This is a genomic window from Roseovarius nitratireducens, from assembly GCF_002925845.1.
GTDB classification, from domain to species: Bacteria; Pseudomonadota; Alphaproteobacteria; order Rhodobacterales; family Rhodobacteraceae; genus Roseovarius; species Roseovarius nitratireducens.
On record NZ_PDNI01000058.1, the window covers coordinates 440,979 to 456,430 of the forward strand.

16 protein-coding genes are annotated in these 15,452 nt (G+C 64.6%); 10 read left to right on the forward strand and 6 right to left on the reverse strand.

Features of this window, described 5'->3' with window-relative positions; translation table 11 throughout:
• The first annotated feature begins 44 nt into the window (after window positions 1-44).
• The 8 genes from CRJ03_RS12235 to CRJ03_RS20475 all read left to right on the forward strand — a co-directional run bounded on the left by CRJ03_RS12235 (window position 45) and on the right by CRJ03_RS20475 (window position 8,115).
• Window positions 45-3,839: a glycoside hydrolase family 78 protein gene (locus CRJ03_RS12235; RefSeq protein ID WP_104019136.1), complete on the forward strand. Its 3,795-nt coding sequence runs from the start codon at window positions 45-47 to the stop codon at window positions 3,837-3,839.
• Window positions 3,840-3,880: 41 nt separating this feature from the next.
• The gene (locus tag CRJ03_RS12240) at window positions 3,881-4,294 is read left to right on the forward strand and encodes a four helix bundle protein (RefSeq protein ID WP_104019137.1); all 414 of its coding nucleotides are present in this window, start codon (window positions 3,881-3,883) and stop codon (window positions 4,292-4,294) included.
• A gap of 239 nt (window positions 4,295-4,533) precedes the next feature.
• Window positions 4,534-5,532 (forward strand): reverse transcriptase domain-containing protein, encoded by a 999-nt coding sequence (locus tag CRJ03_RS12245; RefSeq protein ID WP_165375305.1) that lies wholly within the window; start codon window positions 4,534-4,536, stop codon window positions 5,530-5,532.
• Window positions 5,529-6,068: a DUF4376 domain-containing protein gene (locus tag CRJ03_RS12250; protein WP_129590279.1), complete on the forward strand. Its 540-nt coding sequence runs from the start codon at window positions 5,529-5,531 to the stop codon at window positions 6,066-6,068. Before CRJ03_RS12245 ends, CRJ03_RS12250 begins: the two co-directional genes overlap by 4 nt.
• Before the next feature lie 57 nt (window positions 6,069-6,125).
• The gene (locus CRJ03_RS12255; protein ID WP_104019139.1) at window positions 6,126-6,497 is read left to right on the forward strand and encodes a hypothetical protein; all 372 of its coding nucleotides are present in this window, start codon (window positions 6,126-6,128) and stop codon (window positions 6,495-6,497) included.
• Between the two features lie 109 nt (window positions 6,498-6,606).
• A complete protein-coding gene (locus CRJ03_RS12260; protein ID WP_104019140.1) occupies window positions 6,607-7,665 on the forward strand; it encodes a peptidoglycan-binding domain-containing protein in 1,059 nt (352 codons plus the stop codon).
• Complete coding sequence (locus CRJ03_RS12265) at window positions 7,662-7,961, forward strand: hypothetical protein (protein WP_104019141.1); 300 nt, start codon at window positions 7,662-7,664, stop codon at window positions 7,959-7,961. The genes CRJ03_RS12260 and CRJ03_RS12265 overlap by 4 nt, the downstream gene beginning before the upstream one ends.
• Window positions 7,962-7,983: 22 nt before the next feature.
• On the forward strand, window positions 7,984-8,115 hold the full coding sequence (locus CRJ03_RS20475) for a hypothetical protein (protein WP_276308232.1): 132 nt from the start codon (window positions 7,984-7,986) through the stop codon (window positions 8,113-8,115).
• Between the two features lie 25 nt (window positions 8,116-8,140).
• Here the strand turns inward: CRJ03_RS20475 and CRJ03_RS12270 are convergent, their stop codons facing one another.
• Both CRJ03_RS12270 and CRJ03_RS12275 read right to left on the reverse strand, forming a co-directional pair.
• A complete protein-coding gene (locus tag CRJ03_RS12270; RefSeq protein ID WP_240611655.1) occupies window positions 8,141-9,406 on the reverse strand; it encodes a tyrosine-type recombinase/integrase in 1,266 nt (421 codons plus the stop codon).
• Between the two features lie 207 nt (window positions 9,407-9,613).
• Window positions 9,614-10,642, reverse strand: coding sequence for a fatty acid desaturase (locus CRJ03_RS12275; protein ID WP_104019142.1), 1,029 nt, complete (start codon window positions 10,640-10,642; stop codon window positions 9,614-9,616).
• 162 nt (window positions 10,643-10,804) lie between these two features.
• On the opposite strand from CRJ03_RS12275, the gene CRJ03_RS12280 reads away from it, so the two are divergent.
• A complete protein-coding gene (locus tag CRJ03_RS12280; RefSeq protein WP_104019143.1) occupies window positions 10,805-10,993 on the forward strand; it encodes a hypothetical protein in 189 nt (62 codons plus the stop codon).
• 11 nt (window positions 10,994-11,004) lie between these two features.
• Here CRJ03_RS12280 and CRJ03_RS12285 read toward each other — a convergent pair whose 3' ends face one another.
• The 3 genes from CRJ03_RS12285 to CRJ03_RS12295 all read right to left on the reverse strand — a co-directional run bounded on the left by CRJ03_RS12285 (window position 11,005) and on the right by CRJ03_RS12295 (window position 12,999).
• Window positions 11,005-11,583 carry a retropepsin-like aspartic protease family protein gene (locus CRJ03_RS12285; RefSeq protein WP_104019144.1) on the reverse strand — a complete coding sequence of 193 codons (579 nt, stop codon included), beginning with the start codon at window positions 11,581-11,583 and terminating at the stop codon, window positions 11,005-11,007.
• Window positions 11,584-11,600: 17 nt separating this feature from the next.
• A complete protein-coding gene (locus CRJ03_RS12290) occupies window positions 11,601-12,227 on the reverse strand; it encodes a MarC family protein (protein ID WP_104019145.1) in 627 nt (208 codons plus the stop codon).
• Window positions 12,228-12,564: 337 nt separating this feature from the next.
• Window positions 12,565-12,999: a MarR family transcriptional regulator gene (locus CRJ03_RS12295; protein ID WP_165375307.1), complete on the reverse strand. Its 435-nt coding sequence runs from the start codon at window positions 12,997-12,999 to the stop codon at window positions 12,565-12,567.
• Between the two features lie 77 nt (window positions 13,000-13,076).
• Between CRJ03_RS12295 and CRJ03_RS12300 the strand changes: the two genes are divergently transcribed.
• Complete coding sequence (locus CRJ03_RS12300; protein WP_104019147.1) at window positions 13,077-13,472, forward strand: hypothetical protein; 396 nt, start codon at window positions 13,077-13,079, stop codon at window positions 13,470-13,472.
• A gap of 37 nt (window positions 13,473-13,509) precedes the next feature.
• On the opposite strand, the gene CRJ03_RS12305 is transcribed toward CRJ03_RS12300, so the two are convergent.
• Window positions 13,510-15,357: an ABC-F family ATP-binding cassette domain-containing protein gene (locus CRJ03_RS12305; RefSeq protein ID WP_104019200.1), complete on the reverse strand. Its 1,848-nt coding sequence runs from the start codon at window positions 15,355-15,357 to the stop codon at window positions 13,510-13,512.
• Window positions 15,358-15,452 lie beyond the last annotated feature (95 nt).

The following is a 15,452-nucleotide window of genomic DNA, read 5'->3' on the forward strand; positions in this document are numbered from 1 at the left end:
AAGATGTGTGCTGCAAGCTGACTTTCTCAGGTCGAGGCTTTGCAATGCCAGACTCTTGCGCCGTTTCGGGCTCCATCAGGGATATCGGTTTTCAGCCGGAAGAGGGTGCGATCGTTCGCTTCACTCTTCTTGGCGCGAAGGCCGTGCGCCAATCCAATTCGCTCGTCGTGCCGGATTTCGTCGAGGCGACCACTGACGCGAATGGCGACTTCACCGAGAGCCTGATCCCGAACAGCTATATCGTTGAGATCATCACGCCGAGCGGCGGATCTTCCGCGCCCCTGAACATCACCGTTCCTGACGCCGAGACGGCGATCTTGGCTCAGATCGTGGACCTGCCGCCCCCGGCGTCGCTGAACGCTGCCGAACAGGCTGTTGTGGATGCACAGGCGGCGCGGGACGCCGCGAGCGCCAGCGCCACGGCGGCTGTGACCAGCGAGACCAATGCAGCGACCAGCGAGGCGAATGCCGGGACCTCTGAAACGAATGCTGGTGCATCTGCTCAACTCGCCGCCGATTGGGCTGAAAAGGGCGACGGCCAAGATGTTGATGGCGTCGGCACCCGCTCGGCCAAGCATCATGCCGGTCAGTCGGCGACCAGCGCGAGCAATGCAGCCATCTCGGAGACGAACGCGGCTAACAGTGCAGCGGCGGCTGCAACGTCCGAGACCAACGCGGGGGCATCCGAGAGTGCGGCGACCGCCAGTGCGGGCGCGGCGTCTACCTCGGAGACCAACGCGGCCAACAGTGCATCGGCGGCGTCTACCTCGGAGACCAACGCGGCCAACAGTGCATCGGCGGCGGTCACATCGGAGACCAACGCGGCCAATAGCGCGAGCGCGGCGGCTGGTTCCGCGAGCGCCGCCGCCTCTTCGGAGACGAACGCGGCAACCAGCGAAACCAATGCGGCCGCCTCCCTGACGTCGATCCTCTCCCGCCACCTTGGCACCTATGTCGACGACCAGGCGGCGGATACGGCGCACCCAACTGCGACGGACGGCGCGTTCTATTACAATTCCACCACCGACTCCCTTCGCCTGCGCTCGTCTGGCGCGTGGACTGAAGCCGTTCTGGACGCCAACGGGTTTCTGGCCGCGTCCAACAACCTGGGCGACCTGGGCGACGTGCCGACGGCAAAAACGAACCTCAGCCTCGGCACGGCGGCAGATGCAGATGTCCCTGCGGCGGGCGACGCCACTGCTGCGCAGGTTGTCAAAGGCAACGATACGCGATTGAGCGATGCGCGTGCCCCGACTGCGCACACCCACGACCTATCCGACATCACCGATGCGGGCACCGCGGCTTCGCAGGATAGCACGGCATTCGCCACCGCCACCCAGGGCACGAAGGCTGATAGCGCGCAACAGCCCCCGATTGAGGGTGCGTTCGTTGATGGCGACAAGACCAAGTTGGATCATATCTCCGTCACCCAGGCGGTTGATCTGGATGCGATGGAGACCCGCGTCAACCAACTTGATGCGTCAGTTGTTCTCTCGGGAACGTGGGACGCTTCCATAGGCACATTTCCCGGTGGCGGCGCTGCGCAGAGGGGCGAAAGCTGGATCGTCAGTGTCGGCGGGACAGTTGGCGGCGAGACCTTTGTTGCGAATGATCGGATCGTCGCGACCTCGGACAACGCGAGCACCACGCTCTATGCCGATTGGCACAAGCTCGATTATACCGATGCTGTCTTGTCCGTGGCAGGCAAGACCGGAGCCGTGTCGCTGGTCAAAGCCGACATCGGGGATTTCAGCGATGCGGATTATGCAACGGCAGCGCAGGGCGCGAAGGCCGACAGCGCATTACAGCCGGGTGAAGCGGTAGAGAAAACAGCCGCAACCGGCTCAGCGGCCCTGCCGGTCGGCACGCAAGCGCAGCGCGACACTACCCCGGCGGCGGGGTATCTACGCTTTAACTCAGAGGCCGGCGCGTTCGAGGGCCACGATGGCTCTGACTGGGGCGCTATCGGCGGGTCGGCGTCCTCGGTGAATATCACCGGCGCGACCACGGTCTACGTTGACCAGCAGGAAACCTATACGATCACGGACTATTCGGCCTTCGCGACCTATGCCGTCGGCGCGGCGTCCGGCACAGTGACCATCAACGGCGACACCATCACCTACACCGCGCCCGCGACGGACGGCTCGGAAACCCTGACGGTCACGAAAGACGGCGTGGCGGTTGACTTCGCAGTCACCATCGCCCCTGCCGGGGTCGAGGCACCCACACATGTATCTCCGGCGGACGGCGCCACTGACATAGGTGGCACCCAGACACTTCAATCGTCGGCTTTCAGCTGGATCGGCCTGTCCGACACACACGCGTCCTCGGACTGGCAGCTAGCGACGGATGCTGCGTTCACCAACCTGGTCACCAGCACCACGGCGGATGCCACGAACCTCACCACCTGGGAGGTCACGGGGCTGTCGGAGAGCCAGACCTATTACTGGCGCGTCCGCCACACCGGCACGAGCAACGGCACATCGGACTGGTCCACCCCCACCAGCTTCACGACAGCGGCCAGCTTCGGCGGTCTGATCGGTGTCGCGGGCGACCAGGGTTTCGGCGTCGGGGAGTATCCGGACACGCTGCCAGCAGGCTTTTCCAACATGGCTGGCAATACCGATCCGGCCAATGCCAATTATGGCAACTACCAATACAGCGACGGCTCGATCATGGTGTTCGTGCCGCGCTTCTACTACCGGATCGGCGACGCGGGATCACCCAACTACGGCACCTACGGCGCCAACGCGATCGACATTGCCGGGGTGGATACCTTTGCGGACGAGGCGTCGGCCAACGCCGCAGGCTACGCCATGCACCGGGCGTTCGTGGATGGCGGCGCGGTCAAGCACGGGTTCTTCGTGGACAAGTATCTATGCTCGCAGAATGCAGGTAACGACGCCGGCAAATCGGTTCAGAACGGCGTGCCGATCTCGCTGACCACATCCACCAGCTACACGCGCTCCGACGGCATGACGGGCTGCACGGGCATTCTGGCCGACGCGGTGGTTCTATCCCGCGCGCGCGCCGCGGGCATGAATGCGGCCTCGGCGTTTATTTATTCGGCGCTCTGGCTGCTGTCTGTCGCGCACGGGCAGGCGGCCACGGCCGCGACGAACTGCGCCTGGTATGACGGCACCGACACCACGAACTACCCCAAGGGCTGCAACAGCGCCCTCGCGGACGTGGACGACGGCACGGTGACGTTCACGACTGCGGGCGACAGCGGCAGTGCTGACAAGCCCCTGACCGGCTCGGCCAGCAACCTCGCCAAAACCGCGCACAACGGTCAGGCTTGCGGCGTTGCCGACCTTAACGGGGCGATGTGGGAGGTCATGCTGGGCATAACTGCGCCGGGCGCCAATGCGACCGACAGCACACAAATCGCCAGCGGCGACGTCTATGTGCTCAAGGAGAGCGCCGCCCTCGGCGATTTGACCAGCGGATACAACACCATCAACGACGCCTGGGGCGATGCCACGCATCTCGGCGGGCTCTATGACTCCGAGGTCGGACTGATGGTGTGGGGTGCCACCACCGGGTGGCAATATCTCGGCAGCGGCACCAACCAGGTGCTGGATGGCGCGACCAGCGGGCAGGGATACCAGCGCACCGCGACCGGGCTGCCCATGGCCACCAACAGCTATGACGCTACGGGCACAAACCTGTGGGGGCTTGATGGGCAATACGCTTACAACCGGTCGAACCTTTTCCCGCTCGTCGGCGGCACTTGGGCCAATGGCTCGGCCGCCGGCGTTGGCGCGCGCTTCTGGTACTCCTACCGGTCGTATGACTCCACCGTCGTTGGGTTCCGCGCCGCGGCCTATGGATCGTAACTGGTGGGTGGCGCGGGAGCGCCACCCTTGAAGGACAGAGAATGCAAACACAGAAATGCAACCACCCGGAAGCGTCGATCCTGCACAAGTGCCGCGAGGTGATCAAGCTGCTGAACGTGCACCTCAATCACTTCCCGCGCCACGAGCGCTACGGGCTGTGTCAGCAAATCCGCGGCGCGATGTATGACGTCTATGCGCTGATTGTGGAGTGCCATAAGCGGTACCACAACAAGACCAGCCTGACGCGCTTGGACGTGCGGCACGAGCAACTGCGCATGCTGGTCAATCTGGCGTTCGAGATGGGCTATTACGCATTTCACGACAACAAGCGCGGTCGGGCAGAGTCCGAAGCGCTGCGCCGATATACCGCGGCCTCCATCCTCATCAACGAGGTTGGGGCCATGATCGGCGGATGGATTCGCAGCCTTCGGGGTGCGGATAGGGCGGGGGCTTAAAATGTTTTCCCGATCGTCGGCGGCAATTGGACCAATGGCTCGGCCGCCGGCGTTGGCGCGCGCAACTGGAACAACAACCGGTCGAATGACAACAACAACGTTGGGTTCCGCGCCGCGGACTATGACTTCATCCCTGAAATCCCGAGATGGGAATACTGGAGACATAGGGAGCACTCTGTCCTGCCAGATGGCGAAATCTGCAAGGCATGGCTTTCCAGTACCTGCGGGGACCGTCAGCCATGCCTAAGCGCCACGGAAACCTCTATGAGCACGCCTTCACGCTGGACCGGCTGCACGCGGCCTATCTGCGCGCACGGCGGGGCAAGCGAAAGACGCTGTCGGTCAAGCGCTTTGAGCGCGACCTTGGCGCCAACCTTGCTGCAATACATGATGATCTGACGTCCGGAGATTACAGGCCGCAGCCCTATCGTCACTTTACCGTTTACGGCCCGAAACCCCGCCGGATCGCCGCACCCACGTTCCGCGACGTTGTCGTGCAGCACGCGATCTACGCCATGATCAGCCCGATCTTCGAGGCGACGTTCATTGACCAAAGCTATGGATGCAGGGCGGGCGGCGGCGCGCACCGGGCCAGTGACTACCTGCAATCGGCGATGCGCGCCGCGCCCGAGGACGCTGTGCTTCTGCAAATGGATATCCGCAAATTTTACTACCGCATCGACCACGCCATCCTGCGCAGCCTGATCGAGCGCAAGATCAAGGACCGCGCCCTTGTCGACCTGATGATGCGCTTCGCCTGCGATGGCTCCGGCACCATCGGCCTGCCGATCGGCAACCTGCTCTCGCAGATTTACGCGCTGATCTATCTCGATGCGATGGATCACTTCATCAAGCGCGACATGAAAGTGAAGCGCTATGCCCGCTATGTCGATGACTTCGTGATCATCGCCGAGGATCGAGAGACTGCGCGGCGCATCAAGGGGCAAATCGAGGCATTCCTGTCTGATCGGCTGAATCTTGAGCTATCCAAATGGCGCATCGCAACCCCGCGCCAGGGCACCAATTTCGTTGGCTTTCGGACGTGGCGGTCCCGCCGCTTTGTGCGCAAGCGCGCGCTCTACAACTTCTCGAAGGCGCTTCGAGAGGGCCGGGTGGACAGCCTCACAAGCATCATGGGCCACGCGAAACGTACATCGAGCTATGCCCACATGGCGCGCCGCCTGTCGGCTGAGCGGCCAGACCTGAAATTGCCACGCAAGCTAGAGGCGACCCTATGATCTACAGCTACACAACGCACATCACCACCGGCCCCAACGGCGCGATACTGCGCTTTCGCAACACCGAAGATCAGGACGCGACCGTGCTGGGCGCGATCGGCGGCGCGACCATTGTGCATGTGCCCGATGGCGTCACCATGCCCGCCCAGCCCGCCGAAATCGGCTGGGCGCAGGTCACGCTGTCTGATGCAGACCGCACGACCTTATCCCGGACATCGCCTGTGGCACGACGCATCAAGGAGCGCCGCGACAAGGCAATGATTGGCGGAGTGATCGTCAACGGCATTTCCATTGCCACCGACGACCTGTCCCAGCAGCGCATAACGGGCGCTGCGCTCGCGGCACAGATCGACAGCACGACCACGGTTCAGTGGAAGATGCCGGACAGCACGTTCGCGGTTCTGGATGCGGCACAGATCACCGGAATCGCGCAGGCGGTTCGCGCCCACGTCCAGGCGTGCTTTGACCGCGAGGCCGAGCTGTTATCCGCGCTGTTTTCGGGTGAGCCCTACGACATCGAAACGGGATGGCCGTAACCCATGATCAGGCAAGTGACACTAGCCAAGTCTCAAGAGATCACGGGGGGATCGTAAATGCTCTCAACAAAGGCATTTGCCTGGTCAAGCACGGCATTCTTCACCTGGGCCGTCGCGATTATAGAGACATACGGCTCAAGCCTGTTCGCCGTGGCGCTGGCCGCATTCGGTGCTCTCCTTGCGTCGGTAGAAGCCGAAACGCGGCACTGGCTCACGCGCTGCATGGTGCTCGTCTTCAACTTCCTGACCGGCGTCATGGGGGGCGCGACGGTAGCGTTTGCTGTTCACGACAGAATGGGCGTCACGGCACCGTTCGTCCTGCTCCTTGCTTCACTGGTCATCGCATATGTCGCGCACGATGCGCTTGCTGGCGTGAAGATGGCCATCGCGTCGCGCGTGTCTCGCTGGCTTCGGGGGGGGCGGAAATGAAGAGGATCGTCAGATCGCATTTATGGCGTCGCGCGAGGGAGGTTTTCTCTGTTCTCTCGTGGCTCGCAATTCTGGGGTCGCTGGCCCTCATTTGGGTAGGGGGAAGGTGATGATAAAGCGCACCATCACGCACTGGACCGCCGGGGGTGGGCGCGCGTCGGCAGTGGACCTGCGCCATTACCACAGGCTCACCGAGTTCGACGGAACCTACGTGAAGGGCAACGAGGCGATCGAGGATAACATCGTGACCTCGGACGGCGACTACGCGGCCCACACGTTGCACCTCAACACCGGCAGCATGGGATTGGCCATGTGCGGCATGAGGGGCGCGCAGGAAAGCCCGTTCGATGCCGGGCCGTCGCCCATCACCGAAAAGCAGTTCGAGCGCCACTGCGCTCTGCTCGCGGCCCTGCACATCGAATATGCGGTGCCGGTCACGCCCGAGACATGCCTGACCCACGCCGAGGTCGAGCCGCGGCTGGGCGTCAAGCAGCGCGGCAAGTGGGATCTGACGCGCGTGCCGCACCGGCCCGAGCTGCGAGGTGCCTTTGCCGTGGGCGATTACATGCGCGGGCGCGTGCGGGCCTACATGGAGGACATGACCGGCATCCCCGATGTCGTGGCCAATCGCCCGACCTTGCGGGCGGGCGCGCGCGGTGAGTTTGTCCGCGACCTGCAAGGCCAGCTTCGCGACCTGGGCTACCCGCTCGGCAAGGTGGATGGCATCTACGGCGCGCGCACCCGTGACGCCGTGCTGTCGTTTCAGGCCGAGCAGGGGCTTGCCACCGATGGCGAGGCCGGGCCCCGCGTCTGGACGGCGCTGGAACGTGCCACGGCCCGGCCCGAGCGCGAGGTGACGGAGGCGGACCTGCGGGAGCGTGGATCGCAGACGATCAAGCGCGCCGACCGGGGCGAGAAGGCCATGACAATCGTGGAATCGACGGTCGCCGGCGGCGCGTCCCTCGGCGGTGTCATGGAGGCTGCGCGGGTGGCGAAGGATGCCGAAGGGCTGCTCGAGACCGGCCAGAGGTTGCTGCAAGAGTATTGGCTTCTCCTGCTGGTCTGCGTCGCCGCGTTCGTGCTGGCGCGCTACGGCAAGCGCATCCTGCGCGAGATCAAGGAATACCGCGTCAAAGACGCGCGTGAAGGAAGGAACCTTTCGCGATGATCGCCCGACTTCTCGCCCCCGTCGCCATGCCGCTCCTCGGGGTGCTGCTCGCCGCTCTTGTTGGATCGGGTGGCTGGATAATGCTGCAAGCGCGCTGGCTGGAGAATGCCGAGACGACGATCAAGCAGCGCGAGGCAGAACTGTCCCGCGCGCTCGGCCGCGCCGAAACCTGCACCAACCGTTTGCGTAATATCAAGGAGGCACAGCAAGATGCTGAAACCGCTGCTGATCCTAGCTTTGTTGTCCCCGAGCACTGGCTGTCTCCGGGAGGTAGAGCCGACACCCCCGCCGATTGAGGACGCGTTGTTCTGTGACACGGTGACTGATCCCGCGTGGTTCACGCAGGAAGAGATTGACGACCGCACGGCTGCGGGCTGGACCCGCAACCTCGCGTGGCAATACGCGATCAACCTGTCGTGGGATCGCGAGTGCGAGGAGCCGGGGCCATGATGTGGACGCTGGCCCTCTGGCCTGCCTACTTCCCCAGCCTGACGACCGTCGAATCCGCCTCGGCGCCGGTGACGTAATCCGCCCAAGCCTGCATGACAGGGCGGCGGCGCTCGAGCATGTCAGAGCGGGCGTAGGACCGCTCCACCCGTCCGCCGATGGTGTGGGCGAGCACCGTTTCTGAAACTTCCCAGCCCGTCGCATCGGTGTCCTGCACCCACGTTCGGAAGCTGGTGCGGAATCCGTGCGGTCGGCCAGGTTCGCCCATGTCGCGCATGAATTTCGAGAGGCCGGCATCGCTCACGGGATTGCCGTTAGAGATCGCGAAGAGATATTCCCCGCCGAGCGCCCTACGCGCCTCGACGATCTCCATCGCGGCGTCTGATAGCGGAACCCGGAAATCCCGCACCTTGCCCACCTGACCCTTCATGCGCGCGGCGGGCACGGTCCATAAGTCGCCCTCGATCTCGTCGAAGCGTGCACCGCGACATCCCGACGCGCGCACCAGCGTCAGGATCATGAAGCGCAGACAGGCGGCGGTGGTGCCGCGTCCCTCGAGACGAGCGAAGAGGTCAGGGATGTCCTGCCACGGTGTAGCCGGGATGGGCTCCGGCGTGTGGATCACTGCGCCAAGCATGTGCTTCGCCGCATCGACGGTGAAGGGATCGCAGTCGTAGCCCATGAGTTTCCCCTGTTGGAATATGATGCGAAGTCGCCGGATTGCCTTGGTCGCCGTTGGGTGCTTGGTCCGCCATAGCCGTTCGAGCGCGGCCTTAATATCATGCTGCCGCACCGTGCTGATCGGCTTGCGACCGATCTTCGGGAAGATATGGTTCTCGAGGGGGGAGAGCCAGCGGCCCGCTTTGCCTTCGGCGCGGAGTATTGCCTTACGCGCCTCGAAGACGTCGCGCGTCAGTGTCTCGAGGGTGGGGTCGTCACGCTCGATTTCTGCACGGGCGCTTTCTATAGCCGCGCGTCGCTCGGTGATTGGGTCGCGGTCCTGGGTGAGCACAGACGCCCATCTGTCGCGCTGGGCGCGCGCGTCGGCAAGGCTCACGTCCGGCCAGGTGCCGAGTCCCATCTGCCGCCGCTTGCCTGCAAAGGAATAGCGCCACACCCACTTCCCGGTGGTGTCGCCCTTGTGCAGCTCCAATCCCTTGCCGTCGCCGAGCCTGCCCGGCCCGGCCTTGCGGATCGCTACCGCGGTGAGGTTCCCCATGATCTGGTCCGCCATCTGGTATGCCACCGTGACGCCGGATTGCGTCACGCCGGGCCGGTCCTTGCTGGACGGCATCGGACAGGCCCCGGCGAAAGGTAGGCGCGCCTAAAGCGCGCGGTCAACAGCATTGGACGGTATCGGACACACATCGCAGGCACTCACGCGGCACCATTTTCAGACAGCGAAGCAGCCTGCCGCATTGCCCGTTCCCGCGGGACCATCACCTTCCGTGGTGCGCATCGCCGCTTCAAGCTCGCCATTGGCGGCGCCCCAGCCCGGCGTCTAAAGCGCCTTCGCTTGAGCGAAGGACACCAGGCGCCTCGACTCCTCGTCCCACAGATGCAGTCGGACACTGTGAAGGCTCTGCCGGATCGTCATGCGATTGCTCTCGGCCAGCTCCGAATGATCCCGCAGAACCTCGGGCAGCCGATAGAACGGGATGCGGCTGTACAGGTGGTGCACATGGTGTACGCCGATGTTGGCGCTCAGCCATTGCAGCACCGGTGGCAGCACGTAGTGCGAGCTTCCCTTCAGTGCGGATTCGTGCAGCTGCCAGTCCTCTTCAGCGTCCCAATGCGTGGTCTCGAACTGGTGCTGCACGTAGAACAGCCACACCCCCGCCGTTGCCGCAAGCAGTGTCGAGGGCAGGAAAATCAGCAGGATGGGCACCAGCCCGCCAAAGTACAGAACAAGCGCCACCCACACGAATATCGCCGCATTCGTGCACATTGCGCTGACCCAGAACCTGACATTGCCCATGAGCCCCAATGGCACCCTGTTCTGAATGAAGAACAGATAGCCGGGTCCCAGGCAGAACAAGACAACCGGGTTGCGGTAAAGCCTGTAGATCAATCGGTTAAGAGGATTCAACTGACGATATTCCAGGACCGTGATGGTCTGGATGTCCCCCATGCCACGTCGTCCGAGATTGCCCGACGAGCTGTGGTGAATGGAATGGGAGCGCCGCCACACGTCGTAGGGTGTCAAGGTCAGCACGCCGATCACCCGTCCGAGCCAGTCGCTCACGGTGCGGCTTTGAAAGAATGCTCCATGTCCGCAATCGTGCTGGATGGCGAAAAGACGCAGCAAGAAGGCCGCGTTGCACACGGAGAGCGTAAAGGTCAGCCAATAGCTGACCGACATGGACCACCACGCAAGGCACCACAGGATCAGAAATGGGCCCAGGGTGACCGCGAGTTCGAATGAACTGCGTATCGGGTCGGGTTCTCGGTACTCTGCGAGGATTCTGGCCCATTCCTTCGCAGGACGGGCCTCGTCACGCTGCCGAACAGCTTCGGTTTGATCGGGCATAGCCTACTTTTTCATGTTTTTCGCGGACTTGTTATAAGATCGGAGGGGCTTCGAAAAGGTGCCTTTTCAACGCAGGTGCGAAGTACCTGTCGCTGATCGGTTTTTCGCGAAATGCGGGCATCTCGGCCTGGCCGGAAGGACACGACGGCACCGGGCGGAGGCGTGGTCTGCGTTCTGCACGACCTCACCCTCGCCGCACAGTTCGCCGACGCACCCTTTATCCCCTTCGAGCAGGATGCGTGGGGCTACTGGAAGCAGATCAGTTGCTCCGGTGATGTCGCATCCGAGAATGCCTGCGCGTGGAAGGTGCCCGAGGACGGTGCCTATGGCTGGACGCGCCGCCCCTGCTAAGCCCGCCTCGCTCAGCGTGTCAGGATCAGCCGGTCGCCCGCGATCTCGACGCTGGAGAAGCGGCGCAGGTAGTCCATGCCCAGGAGCGAGCCGGCCATCTCGCCCTCGTTGACCACGGCGCGCACGTCGCTGTCGGTGATCGGGCCGATGGCGAGACGGTCGAGTTGCACCGGCGCGGTGCGCACCATGCCGTTGGCAGTGCGCGCGCGGCCCGTGTAGATCAGGCTGCCGGTGTCGATGCCCGCTTCGCGCGCGTCGCCGCGGCTCAGAACGATCTGGCTCGCCCCGGTATCGACGACAAAGCGGATCGGCGCGCCGTTGAGCTCTGCCGTCACATAGTAATGCCCGTCCGGCGCGCGCGGCAGCTCGATGCGGTTGTCGCTGATGACGCTCTGGGTGGGGCGCACCGTCTGGCGGATGTCCTGCCACAGCCCCACCACCGCGATCACCCCGAGAAAGATCAGCCCCCAGGCGGCGGCGTGCTGCATCAGCTTGCTGAGCGACTCGCGGCCCTGCACCACGAACCACAGCAGCAGCACCGATCCAAGGATCGACAGATAGACGAGGCGGGGGAAATCAAAGCTCTCCATGCGTGGGATATGGGTCCTCAGCCCGCCAAACCAAACCCGCGCAGCCCGTCGAGTACAAATTGCACCGCGAGCGCCGCCAGCAGCATGCCCAGCAGCCGCGTCACCACGTTGATGCCGACATGGCCCAGCGCGCGTTCCAGCAGGCCGCCCATCAGGAACAACACCAGCGCCAGTGCCACCACCGACAGCATCACCCCGATCACCAGCAGCAATCCCTCGATGCCCGGCTTATCGCCCACGAGCAGGATCACCGTGGTGATAGAGCCGGGCCCGGCAATGAGCGGGATGGCCAGCGGAAAGATCGACGGATCGTCGCCCTCGTCTTCTTCGGCGGCGTCGGCCTGCCCCTTGCGGCGGCGCGAGCGCCGCTCGAACAGCATGTCGAGCGCGGTGAGAAACAGCAGGATGCCGCCCGCGATGCGAAACGCGGGCATGGAAATGCCGATGAAGCCCAGCACCGATTCCCCGAACGCCGCGAAGGTGGCGATCAGCAGCGCGCCCGCGACGCAGGCGCGGATCGCGATTGCCCGGCGGCGCGCGCTGTCCATGCCCTGCGTCAGCGCCACGAAGAGCGGCGTCATGCCCACCGGGTCGATGATGACGAAAAGCGCGACAAAGGCGGTGACGAGAAAGGCGGTGTCCATACTGGCGGGTTCCTTGGGGCTGTGGGGTCTTGCACCACGCCGGGGCAAGTTTGCCAAGGGGTTTCTGGGCGAGAGGGCGACGGCATTGGTCTGGAACGGACCCTCACAGCTTGGTGCCCATGCGCGGAATCAAGGCGCGTTCACGCGCCGCCGCGCAGCGCCCGACCGCCCCCCGGGCGGGCGCTTTTACGACGTCTAGCTCCGCACGATTGTTGAAGTATTTGGCACCATAAAGTGACGACCACAACCGGTTGGGCGCCCCCCCGCGGTCGGGCGCTGCGCGGCTCCTCAACCGGTGCGCTGAATGGCAGTAAGACGCCATTTCGCTCCCTTCCCGCTACTCCGCGCCATCCCCCTCCGCTAGCGCCGCCTCCATGATCGCGGCGGCGCGGCCGAGCGTTTCGGCCTCCTCCCCGAGCGCGCGATCCCACCCCGCGAGGATCTCGCGGCACAGCGCCATCAGCCGAGTGCCCTCGTCGGTGAACCGCACGAGGCTCTGGTTGCGCCGCGCCGGATCGGGGGCGAGCGCCAGGTACCCCAGATCGGCCAGCGCCGCCGCCTGCCGGTGCGCCGCCTGCCGGCTCACCCCGGTGCGGCGGGCGACCTCCGAGGTGGTGGTCTCGCCACAGATGAGCGCGGCGAGAAAGGCAAGCTGCGCCGGGCTGAGCGCGATACCGTGTTCCTGCGCCAGCACCTCCGACAACCGCCGCGTCACCCGGTCCTGGAAACCGCGCGCGGCGTGGTAGAGGGTCAGGGTCAGGCTGTTCGTCATGTTGGTTGTCAACGTTGTTGACATAATGGATCGCTCCGATATCTTGTCAATTACGTTGACAATGATGGAGGTCTCTCATGACACTTGCAACCGTCTTGCGCCTCAACGCGCTGTCCTGTCTCGGCTTCGGTGTGCTGTTCCTGGCTGCCCCGGGGCCGGTGGCGACCGGGTTGGGCACGCCGCCCGCCTGGCTCGTCGCCGCGCTCGGGGCGGGACTCATCGGAAATGCCGCGCTGTTGTGGCTGAGCGTGCGGGGCGGCCGCGCGCCGCGCCGCGCCGAGGTGCTGTTCTTCTGCATGGGCGACGCGGCCTGGGTGGTGGCGACGCTCGCACTGATCTTCGCCGGGGTCTGGATCGTCACGCCCGGCGGCCGCATCGCGGCGCTCGCCGTGGCGGTCATGGTCGGCGCCCTCGGGCTCGCCCAGTGGCGGCGGTTGCCGGATTCTGACGGCACCGCGCGCTCCGCGCTCTGAACCGTGCGGTTCGCGCCTTGAACCGTGAGGTTCGCCCTCAGCCTTCCGCCTTTTCCAGCCGGGCGAGGGCGGCCTCCCACAGCGTTTCGGCGCGGGCGATACCGTCCTCGATCTCGGCATACTTGCGCTGCCAGGTGGCGAGCGTGCCGGGATCCTCGTAGATGTCGGGATCGGCCAGCTTGCTGGCGACCTTGCCCTCCATCTCCATCAGCTTCTCGACCCGCGATTCGCAGGAACGCACCTCCTGCCGCAGCTTCAGGATCGCCTCGCGCGATGGCTTTTCCTTCTTCTTTACAGTTCTTTGAGAGGCTTTCTTCACGTTATCTGGCGGAGCCAGCAGCATCGCGCGATAGCTTTCGAGATCGCCCTCGTAGGGTGTCACCGTGCCGCCCTTGACCAGCCACAGCCGGTCCGCCACCAGGCTCAGCAGGTGCATGTCGTGGCTCACCAGGATGATCGCGCCGGTATAGGCGGTCAGCGCCTCGACCAGCGCCTCGCGGCTCTCGATATCGAGGTGGTTGGTCGGCTCGTCGAGGATCAGCATATGCGGCGCATCCACCGTGGCGAGCATCAGCGACAGCCGCGCCTTCTGCCCGCCGGATAGATTTTCCACTTTAGTTTCAGCCTGTTGCGGGCCAATTCCAAACCCCGCGAGCCGCGCGCGGAGCCGCGCGGGCGTCTCGCCCGGGCGCAAGCGGCGGATATGATCGAGGGGTGTCTCGTCGATATGCAGCTCGTCCACCTGGTGCTGTGCGAAGTACCCCGCGCGCAGGCGGGCGGCCTTGTGAACGCGCCCGTCAAGCAGATCAAGTTTGCCAGCCAACAGTTTGGAAAGCGTGGATTTTCCTTCGCCGTTGCGGCCCAGAAGCGCGATCCGGTCATCCTGGTCGATGCGCAAATCCAGCCGACTCAGCACCGCGCTGCCGTCATAACCCGTGGCCGCCCCCTCCAACCGCAGGATCGGCGGAGACAGACCCTCCGGTTCCGGGAATGTGAACCGCCTCAACGCCGCCTCCTGCGGGGCCGAGATGGGCTGCATCCGCGCCAGCGCCTTGATCCGCGCCTGCGCCTGCTTGGCCTTGTCGGCCTTGTAGCGGAAGCGGTCGACATAGGATTGCAGATGCGCGCGGCGCGCCTCCTGCTTCTTGGCCTCGGATTGCGCGGCGGCGATGCGGGCGGCGCGCGTTTCGGCGAACTTGTCGTAACCCCCTTGATAAAGCGTGAGTTTTCGGTCCTCCAGATGCAGGATCGAGCCGACCGCGCGGTTCAGGAGCCCGCGATCGTGGCTGATGATGAGCACGGTATGCGGGTAGCGCGCGAGGTAGCTTTCGAGCCACAGCGCGCCCTCGAGATCGAGGTAGTTCGTCGGCTCGTCGAGCAGCAGCAGGTCGGGCGCGGCGAACAGCACCCCCGCCAGCGCCACCCGCATCCGCCAGCCCCCCGAAAAGGCCGAGCAGGGCATGAGTTGTTCGTCATCGGTAAAGCCCAGCCCCTTGAGGATCGCGCTCGCCCGCGCCTCGGCGGACCAGGCGTCGATATCGGCGAGCCTTGTCTGGATTTCGGCGATCCGGGTGCCGTCGGTCTCGCTCTCGGATTTCTCAAGAAGATCAGAGCGTTCCGTGTCGAAGCTTAACACCGTGTCGATGAGAGACACGTCGCTGCCCGGCACCTCCTGCGCCACGCCGCCAATGCGGGCGCGCCGGGGCAGCGAGATCGCCCCGCCCTCCAGCGCCATCTCGCCCCGGATCAGGTGAAAGAGCGTGGTCTTGCCGGTGCCGTTGCGCCCCACGAGCCCGACCTTGTGCCCCTCGGGAATGAGGGCCGAGGCGTTCTCGAACAGGCGGTGTCCGGCAATGGCGTAGGTGATGTCGTCGATGCGTAGCATGGGATGGGGGATGCCCCATGCCGCGGCCAGCGTCAATCGCGGCTTTTCAACGCGCAAGCCTCATGCTACGGGACCCGCGATCAAGCTGCGCGGGG

Coding starts and splice junctions, on each gene's coding strand:
- CRJ03_RS12235 (WP_104019136.1), top strand. CDS start 45: ATGCCAGACTCTTGCGCCGTTTCGGGCTCCATCAGGGATATCGGTTTT.
- CRJ03_RS12240 (WP_104019137.1), top strand. CDS start 3,881: ATGCAAACACAGAAATGCAACCACCCGGAAGCGTCGATCCTGCACAAG.
- CRJ03_RS12245 (WP_165375305.1), top strand. CDS start 4,534: ATGCCTAAGCGCCACGGAAACCTCTATGAGCACGCCTTCACGCTGGAC.
- CRJ03_RS12250 (WP_129590279.1), top strand. CDS start 5,529: ATGATCTACAGCTACACAACGCACATCACCACCGGCCCCAACGGCGCG.
- CRJ03_RS12255 (WP_104019139.1), top strand. CDS start 6,126: ATGCTCTCAACAAAGGCATTTGCCTGGTCAAGCACGGCATTCTTCACC.
- CRJ03_RS12260 (WP_104019140.1), top strand. CDS start 6,607: ATGATAAAGCGCACCATCACGCACTGGACCGCCGGGGGTGGGCGCGCG.
- CRJ03_RS12265 (WP_104019141.1), top strand. CDS start 7,662: ATGATCGCCCGACTTCTCGCCCCCGTCGCCATGCCGCTCCTCGGGGTG.
- CRJ03_RS12270 (WP_240611655.1), bottom strand. CDS start 9,406: ATGCCGTCCAGCAAGGACCGGCCCGGCGTGACGCAATCCGGCGTCACG.
- CRJ03_RS12275 (WP_104019142.1), bottom strand. CDS start 10,642: ATGCCCGATCAAACCGAAGCTGTTCGGCAGCGTGACGAGGCCCGTCCT.
- CRJ03_RS12285 (WP_104019144.1), bottom strand. CDS start 11,583: ATGGAGAGCTTTGATTTCCCCCGCCTCGTCTATCTGTCGATCCTTGGA.
- CRJ03_RS12290 (WP_104019145.1), bottom strand. CDS start 12,227: ATGGACACCGCCTTTCTCGTCACCGCCTTTGTCGCGCTTTTCGTCATC.
- CRJ03_RS12295 (WP_165375307.1), bottom strand. CDS start 12,999: ATGACGAACAGCCTGACCCTGACCCTCTACCACGCCGCGCGCGGTTTC.
- CRJ03_RS12300 (WP_104019147.1), top strand. CDS start 13,077: ATGACACTTGCAACCGTCTTGCGCCTCAACGCGCTGTCCTGTCTCGGC.
- CRJ03_RS12305 (WP_104019200.1), bottom strand. CDS start 15,357: ATGCTACGCATCGACGACATCACCTACGCCATTGCCGGACACCGCCTG.